This window comes from Azorhizobium caulinodans ORS 571 (genome assembly GCF_000010525.1).
GTDB classification, from domain to species: Bacteria; Pseudomonadota; Alphaproteobacteria; order Rhizobiales; family Xanthobacteraceae; genus Azorhizobium; species Azorhizobium caulinodans.
This window is the reverse complement of record NC_009937.1, coordinates 5,232,934-5,255,022: the sequence shown is the minus strand read 5'-3', so window position 1 is coordinate 5,255,022 and position 22,089 is coordinate 5,232,934. Positions and strand designations below refer to the sequence as shown.

Annotated in this window: 22 protein-coding genes; 8 read left to right on the top strand and 14 right to left on the bottom strand. The window is 69.5% G+C overall.

Annotated elements, in window-relative coordinates; all coding sequences use genetic code 11:
• Positions 1-55: 55 nt before the first annotated feature.
• Positions 56-1,489: a lipopolysaccharide biosynthesis protein gene (locus tag AZC_RS23670; protein ID WP_012173140.1), complete on the bottom strand. Its 1,434-nt coding sequence runs from the start codon at positions 1,487-1,489 to the stop codon at positions 56-58.
• Positions 1,490-1,658: 169 nt separating this feature from the next.
• Between AZC_RS23670 and AZC_RS23665 the strand changes: the two genes are divergently transcribed.
• Genes AZC_RS23665 through AZC_RS23655 form a run of 3 tightly spaced genes read left to right on the top strand, consistent with a single transcriptional unit; the run spans position 1,659 to position 4,592 of the window.
• The gene (locus AZC_RS23665) at positions 1,659-2,516 is read left to right on the top strand and encodes a chorismate mutase (protein WP_012173139.1); all 858 of its coding nucleotides are present in this window, start codon (positions 1,659-1,661) and stop codon (positions 2,514-2,516) included.
• 13 nt (positions 2,517-2,529) lie between these two features.
• On the top strand, positions 2,530-3,666 hold the full coding sequence (hisC, locus tag AZC_RS23660) for a histidinol-phosphate transaminase (RefSeq protein WP_012173138.1): 1,137 nt from the start codon (positions 2,530-2,532) through the stop codon (positions 3,664-3,666).
• Positions 3,663-4,592: a prephenate/arogenate dehydrogenase family protein gene (locus AZC_RS23655; RefSeq protein ID WP_012173137.1), complete on the top strand. Its 930-nt coding sequence runs from the start codon at positions 3,663-3,665 to the stop codon at positions 4,590-4,592. Before hisC ends, AZC_RS23655 begins: the two co-directional genes overlap by 4 nt.
• Before the next feature lie 274 nt (positions 4,593-4,866).
• On the opposite strand, the gene AZC_RS23650 is transcribed toward AZC_RS23655, so the two are convergent.
• On the bottom strand, positions 4,867-5,928 hold the full coding sequence (locus AZC_RS23650) for a DUF2125 domain-containing protein (protein WP_012173136.1): 1,062 nt from the start codon (positions 5,926-5,928) through the stop codon (positions 4,867-4,869).
• Positions 5,929-6,189: 261 nt separating this feature from the next.
• On the opposite strand from AZC_RS23650, the gene AZC_RS23645 reads away from it, so the two are divergent.
• Positions 6,190-6,777, top strand: a complete 588-nt coding sequence (locus AZC_RS23645; protein WP_244421765.1) for a gamma-glutamylcyclotransferase — start codon at positions 6,190-6,192, stop codon at positions 6,775-6,777.
• A 22-nt stretch (positions 6,778-6,799) separates the two neighbouring features.
• On the opposite strand, the gene AZC_RS23640 is transcribed toward AZC_RS23645, so the two are convergent.
• The 5 genes from AZC_RS23640 to ftsE form a co-directional block, all read right to left on the bottom strand.
• Positions 6,800-7,216, bottom strand: coding sequence for a hypothetical protein (locus AZC_RS23640; RefSeq protein WP_012173134.1), 417 nt, complete (start codon positions 7,214-7,216; stop codon positions 6,800-6,802).
• A gap of 57 nt (positions 7,217-7,273) precedes the next feature.
• Positions 7,274-8,047, bottom strand: a complete 774-nt coding sequence (locus tag AZC_RS23635) for a lysophospholipid acyltransferase family protein (protein ID WP_012173133.1) — start codon at positions 8,045-8,047, stop codon at positions 7,274-7,276.
• The gene (locus AZC_RS23630) at positions 8,044-8,814 is read right to left on the bottom strand and encodes a YdcF family protein (protein WP_012173132.1); all 771 of its coding nucleotides are present in this window, start codon (positions 8,812-8,814) and stop codon (positions 8,044-8,046) included. Before AZC_RS23630 ends, AZC_RS23635 begins: the two co-directional genes overlap by 4 nt.
• Positions 8,815-8,884: 70 nt before the next feature.
• Positions 8,885-9,868 (bottom strand): cell division protein FtsX, encoded by a 984-nt coding sequence (locus AZC_RS23625; RefSeq protein WP_043879815.1) that lies wholly within the window; start codon positions 9,866-9,868, stop codon positions 8,885-8,887.
• Positions 9,861-10,520 carry a cell division ATP-binding protein FtsE gene (gene ftsE, locus AZC_RS23620; protein ID WP_043879814.1) on the bottom strand — a complete coding sequence of 220 codons (660 nt, stop codon included), beginning with the start codon at positions 10,518-10,520 and terminating at the stop codon, positions 9,861-9,863. Before ftsE ends, AZC_RS23625 begins: the two co-directional genes overlap by 8 nt.
• A 169-nt stretch (positions 10,521-10,689) precedes the next feature.
• Between ftsE and hpt the strand changes: the two genes are divergently transcribed.
• The 4 genes from hpt (at position 10,690) to AZC_RS23600 (ending at position 15,062) form a co-directional block, all read left to right on the top strand.
• Entirely contained in the window at positions 10,690-11,226 is a 537-nt protein-coding gene (gene hpt, locus AZC_RS23615; protein ID WP_012173129.1) for a hypoxanthine phosphoribosyltransferase, read from the top strand.
• Positions 11,227-11,436: 210 nt separating this feature from the next.
• Entirely contained in the window at positions 11,437-12,552 is a 1,116-nt protein-coding gene (locus AZC_RS23610; RefSeq protein WP_012173128.1) for a hypothetical protein, read from the top strand.
• Positions 12,553-12,711: 159 nt separating this feature from the next.
• Positions 12,712-13,167, top strand: coding sequence for a hypothetical protein (locus AZC_RS23605; RefSeq protein WP_012173127.1), 456 nt, complete (start codon positions 12,712-12,714; stop codon positions 13,165-13,167).
• A gap of 416 nt (positions 13,168-13,583) precedes the next feature.
• A complete protein-coding gene (locus AZC_RS23600; protein ID WP_148209904.1) occupies positions 13,584-15,062 on the top strand; it encodes a hypothetical protein in 1,479 nt (492 codons plus the stop codon).
• A 214-nt stretch (positions 15,063-15,276) separates the two neighbouring features.
• Here AZC_RS23600 and AZC_RS23595 read toward each other — a convergent pair whose 3' ends face one another.
• The 7 genes from AZC_RS23595 to AZC_RS23565 form a co-directional block, all read right to left on the bottom strand.
• Complete coding sequence (locus tag AZC_RS23595) at positions 15,277-17,940, bottom strand: TIGR02302 family protein (protein WP_012173125.1); 2,664 nt, start codon at positions 17,938-17,940, stop codon at positions 15,277-15,279.
• Positions 17,941-18,112: 172 nt separating this feature from the next.
• Positions 18,113-18,475, bottom strand: a complete 363-nt coding sequence (locus AZC_RS23590) for a PRC-barrel domain-containing protein (RefSeq protein WP_012173124.1) — start codon at positions 18,473-18,475, stop codon at positions 18,113-18,115.
• 35 nt (positions 18,476-18,510) lie between these two features.
• A complete protein-coding gene (locus AZC_RS23585; protein WP_012173123.1) occupies positions 18,511-18,810 on the bottom strand; it encodes a PRC-barrel domain-containing protein in 300 nt (99 codons plus the stop codon).
• A 97-nt stretch (positions 18,811-18,907) separates the two neighbouring features.
• A complete protein-coding gene (locus AZC_RS23580; protein WP_012173122.1) occupies positions 18,908-19,273 on the bottom strand; it encodes a helix-turn-helix domain-containing protein in 366 nt (121 codons plus the stop codon).
• Positions 19,274-19,276: 3 nt separating this feature from the next.
• Positions 19,277-19,891, bottom strand: coding sequence for a Smr/MutS family protein (locus tag AZC_RS23575; protein ID WP_012173121.1), 615 nt, complete (start codon positions 19,889-19,891; stop codon positions 19,277-19,279).
• Positions 19,888-21,027: a murein transglycosylase A gene (locus tag AZC_RS23570; protein WP_244421764.1), complete on the bottom strand. Its 1,140-nt coding sequence runs from the start codon at positions 21,025-21,027 to the stop codon at positions 19,888-19,890. The genes AZC_RS23575 and AZC_RS23570 overlap by 4 nt, the downstream gene beginning before the upstream one ends.
• Positions 21,028-21,123: 96 nt before the next feature.
• On the bottom strand, positions 21,124-21,837 hold the full coding sequence (locus AZC_RS23565) for a Tim44/TimA family putative adaptor protein (RefSeq protein ID WP_043879812.1): 714 nt from the start codon (positions 21,835-21,837) through the stop codon (positions 21,124-21,126).
• Positions 21,838-22,089: the final 252 nt, after the last annotated feature.

Here is a 22,089-nt window from a genome sequence, read left to right as displayed (position 1 = left end):
CGAAGCAAGAAGCACGCCGCCGGACGAGCCCGGGCATGACGTCCGTCGAGGGACGCTACCCCAGCTTGAGCCGGCGGCGCAGGGGTTCGGGCAGTTCGGCGGGGTCGAGGCGGGGCAGCAGCTTGAGCCGCACCGCCATCCAGCCGATGAGCGGCAGGATCACCACCGCGCCGAGCGGCATCACCAGCGGGTGCAGGGTGAAAGCGGCGAGCGCCGTCAGGGCGAGCGCCACCGCGCTCACGAGGCCGAGCCGGGCGAAGCGATAGGGAATGGGCGCGTAATGGCGCGAGACCGCCCAGGTGAGGACCACGCGCACGCTCTGGGCGATCAGCGTCGCGGCGATGGCGCCCGGCACGCCATAGCGCGGGATGAGTGTGAAATAGAACAGGATGGCGAGGCCCGCCCCGATCAGGTTGATGAGGAGCGGGGCAAAGCCGTCCTTCCTCAGATAACAGCCGATCTCCAGCAGGCTGCCGGTTTCCTGAATGGCATAGTTGAGCGCGATGAAGGCGATGAAGGCGCTCGCCCCCCAATAAGCCTCGCGCGTCAGCACATGCACCGCAAACGGCCCGCCCAGACTTACCCCCACGAAGGCGCCGAGCACGATGAGCAGGCCCAGCGACACGATGTCGGCGCTGCGTTCGGCGCCGTTATCCTCCGCCAGCACGATGAAGCGCTTGGGGAACCACCACATGTGGAAGGGCTGGAGCAGCACCGCCGTCAGCGCGCCGAGCCGTCCGGCGACGCCATAGAGCGCGATGTCCTCCGGGGTCACATGGCCGGCCAGCACCCAGCGGTCATAGGAGCCGAGCACGAAGGCGGCGAGGGCGGAGAGCAGCAGCGGGCCGCAATAGATGAGCATCTCCCGCCAGCGGGCGAAGCGCAGCGAGATGCCGCAGTCGCGGGCGAGATAGACCATCATGGCCCCGCCCTGCGCCAGCGCCGCCGTGGCGGAAGCGATCAGGACGCCCTCCACGCCGAAGCCCAGCACCAGCAGCGTGGCTGAGAGCGCCGCCTGTCCCAGCGCGCGGCTGAGCGACATGGCGAGGAAGGTGCCCGCCGCCCCCCGGATGCGCATCCAGGTGAGCCCGACGCCCAGCACGCCTTCGAGGCAGATGGCGGCGAGCAGCAGCAGGAATTCGCTCTGGCTCACCTTTTCGGGCAGCAAGCCGGTAATGGGATGGGAGAAGGCCGCGCCCAACGCCACCAGCACGCCGCTGACGAGAAGGGCGAGGCCGGCATATTCGGCGCACACTGCCTTGCGCGCCTCCCAGGTCTGTTCGTCACCGACGAAGCGGGCGAGGGCCGAGGGCAAGGCGAGGCTGAAGAACAGCGCGCCCACGTCGATGAAGGAAAGCAGCACCTCCAGCCGGCCGTATTCAGCGCTGGAGAGGAAGTAGGTGTTGACCGGGAGCATGACGAGGCCGATGGCCCGCAGCACCACCAGCCCGACCGTGTAATAGAGCGTCTCGCGTATGGCGCCCGCCACGTGATGCCTCCCGCTTCCTCCCCCGCATGGCCGATCCGGCCACGGAAGTCCATGGCGCTACCGCCGCCCCGCCCGCGCCGTGCGCCGCGCGCACGGGTGCCCTCCCGAAACAATGCTTTGATTCGCCGCCCGTCTGACGCTACAGGTCGCGGCGTTTCCGTGGGTTCCCATGACTGACGCAGCGAAGACCCCTTCCCTCGCCGACCTCCGCGCCGAGATCGACCGTATCGACGAGACGATGCATCGCCTGCTCATGGAGCGGAGCGAGATCATCGACCGGCTGGTGCAGGTGAAGCGCACCCAGACCGAGGGTTCCGCCTTCCGCCCGGCGCGCGAGGCGTCGATGATGCGCAGCCTCGTCGAGCGCCATCACGGCCTGCTGCCGCTCGATACGGTGGAGAGCATCTGGCGCGTCATCATCGCCACCTTCACCTATGTGCAGGCGCCCTATTCGGTCCACGCCGACCTCTCGGTGGGCGAGCCTCTGATGCGCGACAGCGCGCGCTTCCACTTCGGCTTCACCGCGCCTTTCGTGCCGCACATGGGCGCGCGGGCGGTGGTGGAGGCGGTGGCCGCCTCGCGTGGCGACCTCGGCCTCCTGCCCGCCGCCATGGTTCCGGGCTCTGATGCCTGGTGGACCGCCCTCGAGGGCGTGACGGCGCCCAAGATCATCGCCCGCCTGCCCTTCGTGGAGCGGGCGGACCATCCCGCCGGCCTGCCGGTGTTCGTGGTCTCCCATCCCATCGCCGATGCGGCGGTGACCGAGGTGTCCACCTTCAGCGTGCGCGTCGCCGGCTGGAGCGCCCGCGCGGCCGCTGCGGTGGCGACCCACGCCGAAGTGCTGGCGGTGGCCGACGGCGCGCTCGACGGCGCGGCCCTGCTCGTCTCCGTGCGGGGCACGGACGGCGGCACCGTGCAGGACGTGCTGCGCCAGAGCGGCGCCAGCGTCCGATCCTTCATTCCCGTGGGGAGCCATGCCGCCCCCTATCGTTTCGGCATGGACAGCGCCGGCATCGCCCGGCCCTGATCTGGAGCAGGTTATGTCCGTTTCCGCCAAAGAGACCCAGCGTCACCCCGCCCGTCCCGAGCCGCGCCCCGGCGTGCTGGCCATTTCGGCCTATGTCCCCGGCAAGAGCCATGCGGCGGGTGTGGAGAAGGTGTTCAAGCTCTCTTCCAACGAGACGCCGCTCGGCCCGAGCCCGAAGGCCATCGCCGCCTTCCAGAGCGCCGGCACGAACCTGCAGGATTATCCCGACGGCTCCTCAACGGCGCTGCGCGAGGCCATCGGTAAGGCCATGGGCATCGATCCGGACCGCATCATCTGCGGTGCCGGCTCCGACGAGATCCTGAACCTCATCGCCCACGCCTATGTCGGCCCCGGTGACGAGGCGATCCACTGCGCCCACGGCTTCCTCGTCTACAAGATCGCGACGCTGGGCGCCGGCGGCGTGCCGGTCGTCGTGCCGGACCGCGAAGACCTCCAGATGGACGTGGACGCCATCATCGGCGCGGTGACCGAGCGCACCCGCGTGATCTTCCTCGCCAATCCCAACAATCCGACGGGCACCTATCTGCCGTTCAACGAGGTGCGTCGCCTGCACGCCGCGCTGCCGCCGAACGTGCTGCTGGTGCTGGACGCCGCCTATAGCGAATACGTCCGCCGCAACGATTACGAGACCGGCCTTGAACTCGCGCTCTCCGCCGAGAACGTCATCATGTGCCGCACCTTCTCCAAGATCCACGGCCTCGCCGCCCTGCGCATCGGCTGGGCGGTGGCGTCCGAGGCGGTGATCGACGCCCTCAACCGCATCCGTGGCCCGTTCAACATGAACGCCCCGGCCATTGCGGCGGGTGCGGCGGCCATCCTCGACGCCGAGCATGTGGAGCGTTCCATCGCCCACAACGACCAGTGGCTGTCCTGGCTGACCACCGAGCTCACCGCGCTCGGGCTCACGGTCACGCCCAGCGTCGGCAACTTCGTGCTCATCCATTTCCCGAAGACGCCCGGCCGCACGGCAGCGGAAGCGGATGCCTTCCTCACCCGGCGCGGCCTCATCCTGCGCGCGGTCGCCTCCTATGGCCTGCCGGATTCCCTGCGCATGACCATCGGCACCGAGGAAGCCAACCGCCTCGTGGTTCAGGCCCTCTCCGACTTCCTCTCCGGGGCGGAGCGGTGAGCGCACCTCTCGTCGGGCGCCTGGCGATCATCGGCGCGGGACTGATCGGCTCGTCCGTCGCCCGCGCCGTGCGCGAAAAGGGGCTGGCCGGCACCGTCGTCGTGGCCGACCGCGATGCGGGCGTGCGGGCCCGCGTTCGTGAGCTGGGCTTTGCGGACGAGGTGCCGGAGACGGCGGCGGAAGCCGTCGCGGATGCGGACATCGTCATCGTCTGCGTGCCGGTCGGTGCGTCCGGCGCCGTGGCGGCGGAGATCGGCCCGGCGCTGAAGCCGGGTGCCATCCTCTCCGACGTCGGCTCGGTGAAGGCGGCGGTGGTGGAGCAGATGGCCCCCCACGTGCCCGCCCACGCCCATCTGGTGCCCGCCCATCCGGTGGCCGGCACGGAATTCTCCGGCCCCGATGCGGGCTTCGCCAGTCTGTTCGAGAACCGCTGGTGCATCGTGACGCCGGTGGCGGATGCCGATCCGGCGGCGGTGGAGCGGCTCTCCGTGCTGTGGAGCGGCATGGGCGCGAATGTGGAGACCATGTCGCCGCAGCACCATGATCTGGTGCTGGCCATCACCTCCCACCTGCCGCACCTCATCGCCTACAACATCGTGGGCACGGCGGCGGACCTCGAACAGACGCTGACCTCCGAGGTCATCAAGTTCTCGGCCGGCGGCTTCCGCGACTTCACGCGCATCGCGGCGTCCGATCCGACCATGTGGCGCGACGTGTTCCTCTACAATCGCGAGGCGGTGCTGGAGATGCTCGGCCGCTTCACGGAGGACCTCACGGCCCTCCAGCGGGCGATCCGCTATGGCGACGGCCAGACGCTGTTCGACCACTTCACCCGCACCCGCGCCATCCGCCGCTCCATCATCGAGCAGGGCCAGGAAACGGCGGCGCCGGACTTCGGCCGCCATCTGGTGGCGGCGAAGAAGTAGGACGCCGCGCGCCCAAGCGCGCCGGCCTCACCTTCGCTCTGGCTCGCTCGAGACCCTCCCGCCCCAGGCGGAACCACCCTCCCCCCTTGCGGGGGAGGGCTAGGGAGGGGGGTAGAACGGCTGCGTCTGTCGTGCGGGCAGGGAGTGAAGCAGGCCTGCATTTCCGGCGCATGGCACTCTGGCGGAGAGGGCATTACCCCCCTCCCCAGCCCTCCCCCACAAGGGGGGAGGGAGCGCGTTGGGCGAGGCGCGGCGCCCGTCGAATTCACTCTCCTCAGAACAGCGGCGGGACGATGCCGACGGGGATCTTGCCGAGCTTCAGCGCGCCCTGATCGAAATTGATGTTGAAGGTCACGCCCTTGCGGCCGGCGACTTCGCCCGGCTTGCCGGCCATGGCCAGGGCGCCGACGATGGGCACGATCTCCGGCGAGATGAAGCCCGTCTTGCTCAGGTTCCGCAGCACTTCCTCGATACCCGAGAAGCCGAGCGCCAGCTGCCCGTTGAGGCGGCCCTGCGCATCCACCAGCAGTGCGCCGGTGGCGTTGGCGGCGGCCTTCGGCGTTGTGACCGCAAAGCCCTGGAGCTGCACCACGCCGCCGGACATGGCCCAGGCCCGCAGCCGGTCCTTCACCGACATGGGGCGCAGGTCGTCCGCCGCCGTGACGGTCATCTGGAGCGCCACATCCACCGGGCCGGAGCTGCCGGCGCCCGCCATCATCGGGCTTTCCGCGCCGGCGAGGGAGAAAGCGAAGTCGATGCCGTCGCGCGCGCCGTTCTCACCGGGGCGGCGGCGGGCATGGGCCTCCAGCTGCTTGGCGGAGAACATGGGGTTGGTGGCGGCGTTTCCGGGGGCCTGTTCCACCAGCGGATTGTTGACCACGATGTCGAGCCGCTGCGGCTGCCCGGTGGAATTGCCGATGCCGCTCATCTGCAGCAGCGACCAGGAGGCCGTGTAGACCTGCCCCGTCACCTGATCCTCGATACGGGCGGGCGAGGCGAACTCGGCGACGATATGGCTCGGGTCCCAGACCTGCGCCACGGCGCGCGCCCCGGCGGCGGAAATGCGGAAGCTGTCGCCGCCCTTGGTCACCAGAACGGGATCGCGGCACATCAGCTCGAAGCGGAAGGGAAAGCCCTCCAGCGCCCGCTCGGAGCAGGACCATTCCCGGCCGAGCAGCTTCTCGCGGGCAAGCCAGGCGTCGATCTCGCCGTCCGCGGTGCGGGCGGCATAGACCCAAAGGCCGGACCAGCCGGCGGCAATGAGGAGCAGCAGCACCAGGGGGAGGGCGATGATCCAGGGTCGCCGGCGCCGGGGCGCGGGTTCGGAGACAGTCATGCTTTCCCTTCGTGTCGATGCGTCGGGCTGCCGGCAGGCGACGGGCAGGCAGGATGAACTCTGGCTCTAGAACATGTTGAAGGCCACTTGAAGGCCCAAGCCGCCCCCGTTGCCGCACCTTTGATGGCGCGCGCCGTCCTGCCACGGGACAAACCCGCGACTTTCCGTAGGCGGGCGTTGCTTTCGCCGCATAATCGCCGGATCAATCAGGCGAGAAGCCTGCTTCGCCTTTGCGGTAACAGCCCCGAGTTCCATCCCGCCATGTCCGCCGATTCGCCCTCGCCGCGTATGTCGCATCCCCCGGTGCCGGTTCCGGCGCATGATCCGTGGGTGTTCGGCTATGGCTCGCTGATCTGGAACCCCGGCTTTCCCTTCGCCGAGCGGGTGGAGGCGACCTTGCTCGGGGCGCACCGCGCGCTCTGCATCTATTCCTTCCACCATCGCGGCACGCCGGAGCATCCCGGCCTCGTGCTGGGGCTCGATCTCGGCGGCTCGTGCAAGGGCGTGGCCTATCGCGTGGCGGCGGCGGACTGGCCGCAGGTGCATGCCTATCTCACGGAGCGGGAACAGATTTCCGGCGTCTATCGGGAGACGTCGCGCCGCGTGCGGCTGAAGGGGCACGAGGATCTCGCCGCCTCGGCGGTGGCCTATGTGGCGAACCGGGCGCACCCGCAATATGCCCGCGGCCTCTCGCTGGAGGACCAACTGCATCTGGTACGCCGCTCGCACGGCCGTTCGGGGCCGAACCGGGATTATGTGCTGGCGACCGTGGATGCGCTCGCCACCATGGGCATCGAGGACCGCGGCCTGAGCTGGATCGCCCACCACCTGCGCGGCGGTCAGGCCTGAGCCACTCGCCCGCTGTTACGCCTCAGGCGGCCTGACGGCGTCCTGCTGCCACGGCATGGGCGGCGACCGGCGGAGGGAGCGCCAGCGGATCGGTGGACAGGGTGCGACGGTTGAGAAGCGTGCGCAGCGTGTCCGCGCCGCCTTCGCCGAAGACATGGATGTGGATTTCTTCCGCCAGATTGCGCTTGGCTGCGCGCACCGCCGCCTCGCCCGGCTTGCCCGCCCACACCGCGATGGAGCCCGCCGGCGTGCGCCGCACGGCAATGGCCAGCGCCTCCGGATAATCGGGGGCCTCTTCGGTCGGATAGACGGAGAACACGTGCCGGACGCCGTCCTGATCGCGCCAGAAACGATAGCGCGCACCAAGCGCAGCCTCGCTCAGGCCGGTCAGCGGACCGGCATCAATCAGGGGGATGAGGAGCGAATCAGTGGCGTTCATGAGAACGAAACTAGAACGCTTCTCTGGGCCTCGGCAAGAGTTTTCCACAAGGTATGGTTACGGGGATAATTCCGCCTGTGGAGGCATTTCCGGCGCGGTCATCCCCAGTTCGGCACGACCCAGCGCCAGCAGGCGGTCGCTGGCGGGCTCGATGTCCGCCTGCAGCCGCTCGAAGAAGGCTTCACGCCTGAGGCCGGGCGGGATAGGCGGCAATATCTCGACACGGATGGTGCCCGGCCGGCGCACGAGGGCGTTGCGCGGCCAGTAAAGGCCGGAATTGAGCGCCACCGGCAGGCAGGGCACGCCGAAGGCCGCATAGAGGTGGGCGACGCCGAACTTGTAGGCCGGCGGCGCGCCCGGCGGGCGGCGGGTACCCTCGGGAAAGATGATGATCTGCCGGCCCTTGGCGAGTTCCTCGCGGGCGCGGACGGTCATGGCCTTGAGCGCGGCGGCGCGGGCGCCCCGGTTGATGGGAATGACGTCGCCCTTGGCGGCGTACCAGCCGAAGACCGGCAGCCACATCAGTTCCCGCTTGAGGATGAAGGTGGCGTCCGAGAACAGCGGCAGCAGGGCGATGGTCTCCCACGCCGACTGGTGCTTGGAGGCGATGAGCAGCGGCCCGTCGGGGATGTTCTCGCGTCCCGTGATCTCCACGTGCGTTCCGGCGATCGTCCGCAGCAGCCAGCCCGTGCCGCGCGACCACGGCAGCACCACGAGCCGCCACATCTGCCGGCGCGTGACGAAGGGCAGGGCCGGCAGGAACACCAGCATGTAGAGGATGGTGAAGCTGTAGAACAGAAACTGGAACAGCAGCGAACGCAGCAGGATCACTCGGGCTTCCCGTCGCCCCCATGGACCGGTGCGGACACCGACGCCTGCCGGCCGCCGGGCGTGGCGGCGGAGGTGGACACGGTGGCCTTGGGCGCGACCGCCTGGGCGGGGCGGATCTTCGCCATGGCCATCATGTACTTCAAATACTCCTTGAGGAGGAGCTTCACGGTCTGGGGATCGGTCCACCAGCCGCCGGACTGCATGCGGTCCGTCACCACAGGATAGGCGACAAGCTCGACTTCCGGCAGCGCGCGGCCGAGTTCCACCAAAGCGCGGGGCATGTGCCAGGCGGAGGTGACCACCACGAGGGAGCGGAAGCCCTGCGCCCGCGTCCACTCGGCGGCCTCGATGGCGTTGCCGAAGGTGTTGAGCGCCCGGTGGCCGAGGTCGACGCAGCAGTCCAGCAAATGCTCGTTGTCGGGCAGGGTGCGGCGGATCTCGTCCTGCGAGGTGGCGCGGTTGACGCCGCTGATGAGAAGCCGCTGGCCGTGGCCGGAAGCGAGCAACTGCACGCCATCCGCGATGCGAGAAGCCCCGCCGGTGAGCACGACGATGCCGTCCGCCGGCTTGAGCCCGGCGGGCTCGCGCGGGGCGATGGCGGTGGTGAAGACCACGAAGCCGCCGACGAACAGCAGCGCCAGCGTGCCGGAGACGAAGGCAAGGCTCAGGGCCGCGCGGCGCAGCCAGAATGTCGGTCCGCGCCGTGATCCCGCCTTGGCCTTGTCGTCTGGCCTGCTCTGGTGACAGGCCGGCTGCGTCACGCTCATGATGTTCAGAATGCCCGATAAATGCGGCAGGCGCGAGGAGCCGCGGTGCCGCGCCCGAGGCGGTGAAGCCTCAGGTGATCGTCCTCAACGTCCGGTAAACGGTGACGCGGGAGGTGAGTGCCGTCACCAGCGCGATCAGCACGACCACCACGGCCATGCCGGCAAAGCCCAGCCAGCCGGGATCGAACCAGGAGAGGATGCCGGGGCTTTCCGGATCGGCACCGATGCCGAGGCGCGGCAGGCTCATGAGCCCGCCGAACAGCGCCGCCGCCGAGAGCCCGCCGAGCAGACCGCCCTGCGTGCCCACCTTGAGGAAGTGGCGCTGGAACTGGGCGGCGATGAAGCCGTCCCGCGCGCCGACGAAGTGCAGCACCTCCACCACCGCCCGGTTGGTGGCGACCGCCGCGCGGGTGGCGAAGACCACCGATAGCACGGTGGCCGCGCCCACCAGCGCCAGCAGGCCGAAGCCCGTGAACATGACGCCCTCCGCCATGGCGCCCAGCCGGCGCGACCAGGTGCGGTGGTCGTCCAGCGCGGCGGTGGGGATGCGGTCGGTCAGCGTGCGGCGCAGGCGCGCGAGATCGGGCGGCGAGGAGGTGTCGAGCCGCAGCACCACGATGCGCGGCACCGGCAGGTCCGAATAATCGAGGCCCGAACCCAGCCATGGCTCCAGCAGGCGGCCGGTCTCCGGCTCTGTCAGCACATGGGCCTCGGTGATGCCGGGCGTCTGGCGGGCGAGGTCCACGGCGGTCTTCACCTGCGCGTCCGTCACCGCCTTGTCGCCGGCGCGAATCTGGATGGTGACCTCCCGCGTGACATCGGCGCGCCAGACCTCGGCGGTGCTGCGCACGGCCATCACCGCGCCCACTGTGATGGCGGCGAGGAACGTCATGATGGCAACCACCGCCACCAGCGCACGGCCCGCCACGGTGGCGCGGGGCACGATGGGGGTGGGCGGCGGCACCTTGGGTTTCGGCGCCGCCTTGGGCGCGGCCTTGGCCTTGGTTGGCGGCGTCTCGGCCACCGGGATCGGGGGGGTGGGGGGCTCAGTCATAGACATAGAGCCGTCCATCCGCGATCACGAGCCGGCGCGCGTCGAACTGATCCATCAGCGCGATGTCGTGGGTGGCGAGCAGAACCGAGGTGCCGGAGCGGTTCAGTTCCACGAAAAGGCGCAGCAGGCGGCGGGCCAGCGTCGGGTCCACATTGCCGGTGGGCTCGTCCGCCAGCAGGAATTCCGGCCGGCCGATGAGGGCGCGGGCGATGGCCGCGCGCTGCTTCTCGCCGCCCGAGAGCACCGGGGGCAGCACGTGCATGCGGTCGCCGAGGCCCACCCAATGCAGGAGCTCCGTCACCTCCGCCCGGTAGCTCGCCTCTTCCTTGCCGAGCACGCGCAGTGGCAGCGCCACGTTCTCATAGGTGGTGAAGTGGTCGAGCAGGCGGAAATCCTGGAACACGATGCCGATGCGGCGGCGGATGACCGCCACCTCGTCCGGATCGAGCGAGGAGACATCGCGGCCGAACATGGTGATGAGGCCGCGCGTCGGCTTCATGGACAGGAAGAGCAGGCGCAGCAGCGTGGTCTTGCCCGCGCCCGAGGGACCGGTGAGGAACTGGAACGAGTTCGGCTCGATGCTGAAGGTCACATCCTTCAGCACCTCCGGCCCCATGCCATACCTCAGGCCCACATTCTCGAACCGGACCACCCCTGCACCTTCCTCGAATCGTCCAAGCCTTCGTGCGCCACCATAGAGCGGCAAGGCCAGAGGGTGAATCAAGCATGAGCATGCCCATGCCGTGCCCATGGGAGGGCTGCGCGCGGTGCGCTGGACGATCGGTGTCCGGCGCGGCATGCTCGGCCGTCACGGAGGAACCATGTCCCTACCACCCGTTAAAGTTCTGTTCGACGAGAACCGCATTGCCGCCCGCAACAAGGAACTGGCGAGCGAAATCGCCGGCGCGGGCTTCGAGAATCTGCTCGTGGTCGCGGTGCTGAAAGGCTCGTTCGTGTTCGCCGCCGACCTTCTGCGGGCGATGCACGCCTCTGGCATGGCACCGGAAATGGAGTTCGTGCACCTCTCCAGCTATCGCGATGCGCAGGTCTCCTCCGGCCAGGTGACCATCCTGCGGGATGTGGAAAGCGACGTGCGCGGCCGCGACGTGCTGCTGGTGGACGACATTCTGGAATCCGGTCGCACGCTGGCCTTCGCGAAGGACCTGCTGATGGCACGCGGCGCCCGCACCGTGAAGGTGTGCGTGCTGTTGGAGAAGCCCGGCAAGCGGGCGGTGCAGATCGACGCCGATTATGTGGGCTTCATGACGCCGGACGTATTCGTGGTCGGCTACGGCATGGATGTCGCCCACGCGTTCCGCCAGCTTCCCTTCATCGGCCATATCGAGCAGCTCGACTGAGCCTCACGGGCGCCGGCTGAGGGAGCCGGCGCCGTTCCGCCGCGCTTGGGTTGCAGCTGTTTATGGCTTGCCATCGTTCAGCGTGATTGGCGTGTGGGGCGGAACCGCGCCGCCGCGCCACCAATTCAACTTTTGGTTGTTTTGTTCCTATTTTGTTCTATTCTCCGGCTGCCGGCCGTTTTGGCCACGGGCAATTGCCGGGGGTGACACATGTTTCCGGAGATCCACGTCTTTTTCAGCGGCCGGTTGCCCGAGCGCATGGCCGTCAATGCGATGTTCAACGCATTGCACTTTCCCTTCGCGCTTCCGGGGCAGGGCGCGCTGGAAGGGCACCGGGGCTTCATGCCCATGCGTCTCCAGCATGTGGAAACGGGGTTCGAGTTCGACGTCTTCGACAATGCGGAGATGCTGGCGCTGATGGCCGGCGCCATGGACCCGGCCTTCGACCGCTCCGTCACATTTCGCTGGAGTGGCGATGACGAGGAACGGCTGGCCGCCCTCTGCACGGCTGCCGCGCTGGCGACGATGCTCGGTGCGGTGGTCCTGGACGACGAGGCTGTGAGCCCGTTCTCCGCCGAGGAGGCGGTGGAGAAGGCGCGGGGCATGCTCAAATGGATCGTGCCGCAGCTCGAGGGCGAGCGGGCAATTGGATTTAAGGGGGGCACCAGCCCCATCCATCTGCGGGAGTATCTCAGACCCCTCCTGGAGTCCCGGAAGGATCTGGTGCTGGTGGACCGCTATCTGGTGATGCGGCCTGTCCGCCACGTCCTGCGAGGTGCCGCGCTCGGTCGCTATGACCGCTACGCGGTCGACATCCATCGCCTGCTCATGCCCATGTATGACCCGACCGTGGCCTGCACCAGCTACGATCAACTGCCCGGCGCATGGGAGATCTGGGAGCCGCACTTCCAGCCGCTGCTGCTGGACCAGTTGCGCGAGCAGGTGTTCACGCCGCTCGCCAGCGTGACGAGCCTGTCCGATTTCGCCGGGGCCATGCGCACGCGCAAGCACCCGAATGGCGAGCACATCATCGCCCTCGTCCGCTCGCTCCTCCTCGCGGGGGAAGCGGAACAGGCCGCCGCCTTCGTGGAGGAGGGCGAGCGCAGCGCGAATGGCGAGCATGAGGCGGAGCTCATGCGTAAGCTGCGCGGGGACCTCGGCCGGGACATCGCCGACATGTGCGACGACCACCACCGGCGCGAAGCCGACATGGCGTCGATCCTGAAGCTCAAGGCCATCTGGGAGCCGACGCCGTTTCCGGTGGAACTGCCGAAGGGAAGCCGGGCCGCCCGCACCGACGAGGCGCCCTTCCCGCTGGCGCCATGAGCGCCGCTGCCGGACGATCTGTATGGTGCCCTGCCGGAGGAACTGGACGCGCCCGTCTTCTCCAAACGGCTTCAGGACCACGGCGATGCGTTCATTCGCCTTGCGCCGCTGTCGCGGGAGGAAGCCGAGCAGAGGCATCAGGCGCATGACCGCTATTGCATGGTGGTCCGGCTGTCTCCCACGGACCTTCTGACCATCCATTATGGCGTGTGGGATCAGGCGAACCCGGGCGACCGCAGAGATGCCGGTATGCTCGCGCCGCTCGATGTGTTCGTGAACCTGCGCACGCCGGGATGGGGCCTTCATGCCTCCTTCAAGGACGAGCAGCGGGATCTGGGGCGGATGGGGCGCCTTGAGATCATCGTGCACGACCTCGAACGGCATATCCATGTCTGGCAGACCCGTCTCGATGCGACGAAGGGCGTGCGGGTCACCAAAGACCAGCGGCGGGGGAAATCCGAGGTGGAAACGCCCATGAGCGACACGGAGATGGCGCCGTGGCTCACGCCGGTCTTCCCCTTCGGCGACTACTGGACCCTGCTGCGCCGGATCGAGGCCTGCGCCCGCCTTGCCGGCCATGGGCCGCTGCCCGGCGTGCCGCCGCTTGCGTCCTGAGGAGCGGTGACGCGCCCGGCCGGCGCGCGGCACCGGATATCGCACCACACTTTCCCGGCCAGCCGTCGGACATTCCGCGGAAGGCTCTGGGTGAAAGTGAGCGCCTGCTGGGGCCGTGATTTTTGCGGGGGGAATGGCACATGTCGATGGAGCTGCATGTCTTTTTTCGCGGCGCCTTGCCGGCCCGCGCGGCCGTGAACGCCATGTTCCGGGAGCTGACCTTTCCCGTCTCCCTCTCCGGCCGGGGGACGTTGGAGGGGCACCGGGGCTTCCTGCCCATGAAGCTGCGGCGGGAGGAAACGGGCGTCGAGTTCGACGTGTTCGACGATCAGGAGATGATCGCGCAGTTCGCGGGCGAGGTGGATCCGGGTTTCGACCGCTCGGCGAGCTTCCGCTGGGGCGGCGACGAGGATGAGATGCTGGCGGCGCTCTGCACCGCCGCCGCGCTCGCCAAATTGCTCGGGGCCGTGGTGCTGGATGAGGAAGAGGACCGGCCATTCCCCGCCGATCGGGCCGTGGAAATGGCCCGTCGCAGCCTCGATGTCGTCCAGGCCCGCAGGGACGCGGAGAAGGCGAAGGGCCGGGTGCCGGGCACGCGCCCGGCCGACATCAAGCGCTATGTGAAGCCGCTGCTCGCCTTGCGGCCGGATCTGACGGTGGCGGACCGCGCTCTGGTGATCCGCCCGGTGCGCCATGTGCTGCGCGGGGCCTTCTTCGACCGGACCGGAGACCCCTATTCATTTAGCGTCTCTCGCATCCTGGTGCCTCTGTACGACGCGCACTTCGACATCTTCTTGCGGGACAGGGTGCGCGGCGCCGGACGGGATGTCTGGGAGCAACATTTCCAGATGCTGCTTCTGGACCATCTGGCGGAACATGTCTTCGCACCGGCCGGTCAGGTGAGGACCCTGTCCGCCGTTGCGGAACGTTTGGCCGGAACATTCAGGAGACAAGGCGGGGACAACGCCCTTTTCAAGGCGCCCGTGCGGGCCTTCATCCTCGCTGGCGCGCCGGAGCGGGCCGAGGCCTATCTTGATGATCTCGCGCGGGACAATGCCGACCGACCGCACATGTTGCGGGCGATCCAGGAGCTGCGGAGCGAACTCGACCGCGACATTGCCGAGCTTTGTGCCGAGGCCCATGCGCGTGAAGCCGAGATGGTGGTCGCGCTGAAGCTGCAGAGCGTCTGGGAGCCCTCGCCCTTTCCGGTGGAGGAACCGAAAGCGAGCCACGCGAGGCGCTGCGATGAGGCGCCGTTTTCCATCCGTCCCTGGGTGCAGACGCCGGAGGGCCTGTTCGCGGACGAGCCGGTGGAAACGAATACGCCATCCTTCTCGCACGGTCGGCTGGTGCGGGCGGGCCGCAACATGCTGCTCCTTCCCCTCACGCGTGAGGAGGCGGAGCGGCGGCATCACGCACGCGAGGATTACCTTCTCACGGTGCGCCCGATGGAAAAGGGCCGGCTGACCGTCCATTACCTGGGAAAGCGGCCCAAATCGCCCCACGACCCCAGAGATCCGGATTTCCTCCCGCCTCTTTCCATCTGGCTCTCGCTGGACGTCCCAGGTTGGCATGTCAAAGCAAGGCTTTATGGGGACTTGGATCGGCAAGGATGGCTCGGGGACCTGAACGTGGAGATCTCGCCGCAGGGATCATCCCAGGAGGCCTGGTGTGCCGGATTGCGGTCCCGTCCAAGCGCGTGGGAGATCACGGACCGGCGCGAGGGCGAACCGGCGAGGAGGACAGAAATCCCGATGACCGAGGCGGAGATGGCGCCTTATCTGGAGGCGACCTTCGCGTTTGGTGACTATTGGGCGCTGCTGCATCACGTGGATGCCTTCACGCGGATGGCCGGTTACGGCCCGCTGCCGGGCTTGCCCGAGCGCCCGGCCTGAAGCTGCGTCATATGGGCCACCGCAGGGGCACGACCCGGCGACCGATCAGGGCAGCCGCTCTCGGCCCTTCATCCCGGAGGCGCCGCACGTCGGCTGGCACCTGCGCCGCTGTGACCGCTTCGGCAGAGGGCCGCCCTTCGGGAGGGACGAACGATGGACGCTCTCGGCTTGGCCGCCGGATGGGAGGCGTGCCCGCGCCTTCCCGCGCCCGCCGTCAGAAGTTCCGCAGCAGCCGCTCGATGTAATCCAGCTCCTGCTGGGGACGGTCGGTCTGTTCGAGGCGGCGGCGCAGTTCTTCCAGCACGCGGCGGGCGCGCTGGGCATCCACCTCGTCCGGCACCTTCACGGTGAAGTCGTCGCCATAATCCTGCGAGCGCATGGGCCGGCCGAGGGGGTCCGTGCGCTGGGCCTGCTCGCCGGAGGGGCCGCCGGGGCCGGGGCCGTTCTGGTCGCCCTGCTGGCCATCGGCCAGCGCCTGCGCGCCCTGCCGCATTGCCTGAAGGGCGCGGCCCTGTGCGTCGAGCGCGCCCTGCCCGTTGCCCTCGCCGAGCGCGCCTTCCGCGTCGCGCATGGCCTGTTCGGCGCGGCCGAAGGCTTCACCGGCGCGGTTGGCGGGATCGCTCGGATCCCCCTGGCCCTGGCCTTGTCCTTGGCCCTGCCCCTGTCCGCGGCCCTGCTGTTGCTGCTGCTGGCGGAACTGCTCCAGCATCTGGCCGAGGCGGCGGCGCAGCTCCTGCTGGCCCTGCTGCAGGCCGCCATAGCCGTTGTCGCCCTCCTGCTGGCCCTCTCCAGGCTGGCCCTGCTGTCCCTGTTGGCCGCGCTGGCCCTGTTGCCCCCGCTGGCCGGGACGGCCCTGCTGGTAGGTGCGGTCGCGCAGGCGCTGCTGCTCCTGGATCATGTTGCCCAGTTCGCTCTGCTGCTGCCCCTGCTGGCCGCCGGCCTGACGGTTGCCGGGCTTCATCCCGTCCATCATGGCCTGAAGCTCGTCCAGCAGTTGGCGGGCGGCATCGCGCGACCCGGAGCGGGCGAGATTCTCGATCCGGTCCACCATGCGCTGGAGATCCTGCGGGCGGATCACGCGGGTGTTCTGGTCCAGCGGCCGGTCGGTGCCGTCGCCGCGTTGCGCCTGCTCGGCGAGCTGGCGCATCATCTTTTCCATGGCCTGCCGCAGGTCCTGCGCGAGGCGCTGGATCTCCTCGTCGCTGGCGCCGCGTTCGAGGGCTTCGCGCAGGGCCTCCTGCGCCGCGCGCAACTCCCGCTCGGCGGCGCTCAGCGTGCCGTCCTCGATCAGCACCGCCACGTCCCACAGATAGTCCACGACGCCCTTGAGATCGTCGTCCGAGCGGGCGTTCTTCAGCCGGTAATAGGCCGTGCGCAGGCCGAGATATTCATTGGCCGGCAGCGCGAACTTGTCGGGCGCCAGCGTCAGTGCCGCCAGCACGTCCTGCACCCGGCTGCGCGCGCCCACATCCAGCGCGAGGCGGCGGCGCTCCTCGATGAGGGCACGGGCGACAGGCTTCGAGAAGGCCCGGGCCGGCAGGCGCACCACGCGGGTGTCGCTGGTGCCCTCGTTGCCGGCCTCGTCCTTCGCGACGAGCGTCACTTCCACGCGGGCGCCAGCCCAGGGGTGGGTGACGAGATCCTTGGAGGTCTGCGCCGCGCCGCTGCGCCCGCCTTGCGGCAGGGAGAGGGGCAGGTCCGGGGGCGGCACCAGCGGCTGGCCGGCGACGGGCACGGGTGCGCCGGGCCGGGGATAGAGGCCGCGCTCGGGCGGCAGCGCCTTCAGGATCGCCCTGGCTTCCTTGACGCCGTAATCGTCCTCGACCCGGTAGGAGAGAACGAAGGTGTTGCGCGGTCCGGTCTGCGGGTCACGGGCGAAGCTGATGGTCGGCTTCTGGTCGGGCGTTGCCGCAATGCGCCAGCTCGCGGTGCGCTGGTCCGGGCCACTGAAGGACACCGCGCCGCCGCGCATGATGGTGAAGCGGCGCTCGCCCGGCTGAGGCGCATCTGCGCGCGCGGGGGCGGTCTTGCCGCCTTCGGTCTTGGGGCCGTCCTTCGCGGCATCGGCGGTCTCGGCCGGCTTCACTTCCTCGAAGCCGCTCTCCACCTTCAGCGCATCGAGCGGCACGCCGGCGCTGCGCACCACGAGCACGCTGCCGGCGGGTACGGTCACGGCGGCGGCCTGCGCTGTGATGGTGTCCTCGGACCTCAGGCCCGGCAGCACGACCGGCGGCCGTCCCGTATAAGCTGGCGGGTCGATCCAGGCATCGAGCCGATAGGCGAGCGGGGTCACGGCCCCGCGCCAGTCGAAGGCGGTGCGGATGCGGCTCCAGTGGTCGCCGGGCGTCAGGAAGAAGGCGGAGACCACGCCGAGCAGCGCCAGCGCCCGGAGGGCATAGGGATCACGCTCGGCGAGACGCGGCGCAGGCAGGCCGGCGCGCAGCCGCCGGGCGGCACCCACCGCGCGGGCGACGTGCGCCCGCCACAGGGCGGCGCCCACGGGATCATCGGGACGGGTCGCGAGGGCGTCGCCCAGCGCGGTCGCGGGCCGGTGGGGCAGGCCGCTCGCCACATCAAGGCGTGCCAGGGCCTCGGCACGCGTGGGGCGCCGGATGCGAGCCAGCGGCACCAGAGCGGCGAGGCCAAGAAGAGCAAAGAGAATGAGGCCGATGATCCGGCCGAGTGGCGGCAGGGCGACCCAGAGGCCGGCCCAGGAGGCGACGAGAAACAGCGCCACGGCGACCGCGACCAGCACGAGCGGCGGCCAGGCCCGCTCCCAGAACACCACATGGCGGGCGCGGACCAGAGCCTGCTCCAGCGCGCGGGCGGCCTGAGCCTCAACGGTTCGCGGGGTCTTTCCGTCCGGTGTCGCCGTCACACAGCCTCCCGCACCCGGGGCCTCTCAAAGAGGGGGAGTTTAGCACGGGACGGCCGGGAGGCTAGCGCGGGCGCTGCGGAAGCGGGTCACAAGGCCGTTTCCGCAACGCCAGAAAAGGGCACGCGGCCCTGAGCCAAGCGGCCCGGACCGTCGAGGTCCGGGCCGCGGGAGGTCAGCTCCAGTAATAGGGCGTCTTGTAATAATCGTGCACGCGGGTCTCGTAGTCGCGATCCCACTGCGGCGTGTCCCTGGTGCCGTAATGCGGGCCGCCCTCGAGCTGCTCGCGGGACATGGGCACCACATAGCCGCCCATGCCGGTATCGTAATTCAGCGTGGACCACGGCAAGGGGTGATAGTCCTCCCCCATGCCCAGGAAGCCGCCGAACGACATCACGGCATAGGCCACCTTGCCGGAGCGCTTGTCGATCATCACGTCGTAGATCGAGCCGATCTTGTCGCCCGTGGTGTTGTAGACGTTCGTACCGGACACCTTGTCGCCGGCAATGAGGTTATGGGTTTCGTCGGTCGCGACCATGGCGTTCTCCTCTTTGGTGTTGGGCTCCCGGCCCGTCAGAAGGCGACGGAAACGGCGGGAGCAGGTGTTTCCTCGGCGGTCGGGATGGGAATGCCGATGACGAAGCCGCCCTGTCGGGCGTCGTAACGCAGGGCATTCCAGGGCACGGGGCGATCCTCGCCGCCGATGCCGAGCACGCCGCCGAAGGTGATGACGGCGCTCGCGAGCACGCCCGTGCGCTTGTCGATCATCACATCCTGCAGGCTGCCCACATGGTTGCCTTCGGTGTCGAAGACATCGGTGCCCTTGAGGGTGCTGGCCGAGATCAGCGCCTTGGTTTCGTCGTGGGGTTCCATGACGGCCCTCCCTGGCTCCGCGGCGGGACGTCGGGTCCCGCTTGCGGCTCTCCAAGGGTCAACCTCGGGCGGCGCGGACTGTTCCCGCGCGGAGCGTTCACGCGCGCTTGCGCAGGATCTTGAGCCGGCCCAGCAGTTCGGCCACCGCTTCGGGCGGCAGGTGGGCGATCTCCACCGCCAGCAGGTTGGCGAGTTCCGTCGCCTCGGGGGAGAGGCCGGCCGTGTCCACGGTCACGCGGGGATGGGAGACTTCCGCGAGGCGCTGCAGGTCCTCCGCCTCGTCCCAGATCACGTTGAAATAGGCGATGATGCGCTGGACGAGGGCCCAGGTCGGCTTGCCGCGCTTGCCGGTTTCCAGCGCCGAGAGATAGGTGGGCGAAACCCCGATGGCGGTGGCCATCTCGGTGAGGGTCGCCCCGCGGGCGGCGCGCAGCTCCCGCATCCGGCGTCCGAAAGGCGTCATGCTTCAGCTCCGCTCCCGCCGCCGGCGGATGCGAACATAAAGCGCGCCTTCGCCGCCATGGTGGCGGGCGGCATTCTCGAACCCCACCACATAGGGCCGCAGCGCGTGGTCCGAGAGCCATTGCGGCACCGCCCGGCGCAGCACGCCGCGCCCGGCCTCGCCGCCGCGCAGCCAGCCAAGGCCCAGCCCGAGCCCCAAGCCCTCGCTGTCGCCCTTGCCGGTGATGACGAGCACGAGGCTGTGGCCGGCGGCCTGCGCGTCCATGATGAAGAGATGCAGCCGCCGATGGGCGGCGGCCTGGGTGAGGCCGTGCAGGTCGAGCCGCGCATCCACATCTGCGCCCCGGTTGAGCTTGCGGCGGACCTTCGGCTCGATCTTGGTCAGCGGGGGCGGCGGTGGTGCCGCCGGCGCCAGCGGCCGCTTGCGCGGGTGGAGCACCGGGCCCTTGGGCGCACGGCCCTCCGTCTCGGCGGGGGGCGCCGGTTCCTCGGGAGGCGGCGTCTCGGGCTTGGCGGGCAGCGCCGGGCGCGGACGCAGCGGCGCCACCGAGCGGGAGACATGCTCCCACAGGGCGCGTTCGTCCTCGCGCAGCACGCGCTTGCGCCGCCGCGGGGTCATGGCGCCGCCTCGCGGGGCTCGAAGCGCGGCAGCAGCAGGAAGAAGTCGCCCGGATCGCGGATGCGCCCGGCGATGCGTCCGGCTTCCGCCCCAGCGCCGAAGAAAAGGTCCGCCCGTGCCGGCCCGACGATGGCCGAGCCCGTGTCCTGCGCGATCATCAGGCGCTGGAAGGGCGTCTCGGGGGCCGGGCTCGCGATGGGAAGACGGGCGCTGATGAAGACAGGCGTGCCATAGGTGTGCAGCGTACGGTCCACGGCGATGGAACGGCCAGGGGTGAGGCCAATGCCCTGTGCGCCCAGCGCCCCCTCGCCCTCCTTGAGCGGCACCGCCTTGAAGAAGACGAAGGAGGGGCTCTCCCGCCGCAGCGCCTTTCCGGCGGCGGGGTCGGCTTCCATGAAGGCGCGGATGCGGTCCATGGACATCTCGTTGCGCGGCACGATCCCGCGTTCGATGAGCAGGCGGCCGACCGGCACATAAGGCTGTCCGTTATGGCCGTCGTAATTCAGCCGGATCACCCGCCCGTCCGGCAGGCGCACGCGGGCCGAGCCCTGGATCTGCATGAAGAAGAGATCGACGGGATCCTTCAGCCAGCAGATTTCGAGGCCGCGCCCGGCGAGCGCCCCGTCCTCGATCTCGGCGCGGTTCCAGTAGGGCACACGGGCGCCATTCTGCATCCGGTAGGCCGGGCCCTTGTTGCTGCCTGGCGCGTCGCTGATGAGGTCCGGGGGGCGGGCATAGACGGGGACGGCATAGTCCGCGCCGGGGACGAGCGATCCTTCCACCTCCGGCTCGTAATAGCCGGTGAGGAAGCCGCGCGGGCTGGCGGTGGGAGTGATGGCGAAGGGCCGGAAATGGGCCTCGAAGAACCACCGCGCCAGCACCGGGTTCGGGGTGCCGAGCCGGCGGGCGGCGGCGCACGCCTGCCGCAAGGCGGGCTGGAGGCGGGGCCGCGAGGCGGGACCGACTTCCGCGGGCGCCTTGGCCAACGCCCGGCAGGAGGCGAGGAAGGTGGCGAAGGCCGCCCCCTGGTCGTCGGCCGACCAGCCGGGCAGGGCGCCATAGGCCACCGGCTGAAGGGTGGCGCCCGCAAGGTCCGGCACCGGCGTCGGCGCGAGGGGCGCGGCCCCGGCGGGCACGCCCGTCAAAAAGCCGAGGACCGGGACCAGCCGGACAAGGTGGGCCAGCCGGAGACGGCCGCGCCGAAAGGCTGCACCGCTCCGGTCCATAGCCCTTTACTGCGCGGCTTCGGTGGCGACGAGCTTCCAGTTCGGGTCGCGCGCACCGAGCTCGCGGGCGAAGGTCCACACGTCGGTCACGTCGGCCACGGTGTCGGCGCTGCCGTCCACCACCGCGCCGTCGCGGGAGCGGGTGGCGGAGATGATCTTGGAGACGAAGCGCAGGGTCACTTGGCCGGTGCGGCCGCGCACGCTCGCCTCGATGATCTCCGCCTTCTCGATGGCGACGAAGCGCGATTCCATGGTCTCGCCGCGGCCTTCCCGCTCGGAGATGGCGGCGACGAAGCCGTCGAACACGTCCTTGGAGAGCAGGTCCTTCAGCGTGCGGCGGTCGCCGGCGGCAAAGGCGAGCACGATCATCTCATAGGCGGACTTGGCGCCTTCCACGAAATGCTTGGCGTCGAAGTCCGGCTCGATGGCAGCGATCTGGTCCAGCGCTTCGGCGAGCGGAGAGCCTTCCTCCGTCACGCCCTTCCAGCGGAAGGTGCCGGGCAGGGGCTGGGACACCGGCGCCGTGGGGCGCTGCGGGGCATCGCCAACCCGCTCGGGCAGGCTCACGACATTGTCAGACGAAGGCGCGGCCGGCGGGCGCGGCGTGAAGGGATCGTACGGCGGGCGTTCCTTCCCGGTCCTCTGGCCGAGCACGCTGCGCAGCCGGACGAAGATGAAGACCGCGAGGGCCAGGAAGATAATCGTATAGATGTCGAGCACTGCGTTCCGCCATGCCTTCCAGCCGCTGCGCGGACGCGCGACCGGTATTGTCTCCGCCAGCGTTGCTTTCCCGCCGCGCACGGCCGGCAAGCATTGCCCCTCCATATGTACGCGCGGCGGGCGCAAACGCCAGCCCCCGCCCTGCGAAACACGCGAGGGAACTCACCTTACGGGACCAAGCGTTTGATTGCCACCACAGCGGCCAAGGCGCAGTCGGTGCCGTGAGCCCCGCTTTGGACATCGCGCCCGGCA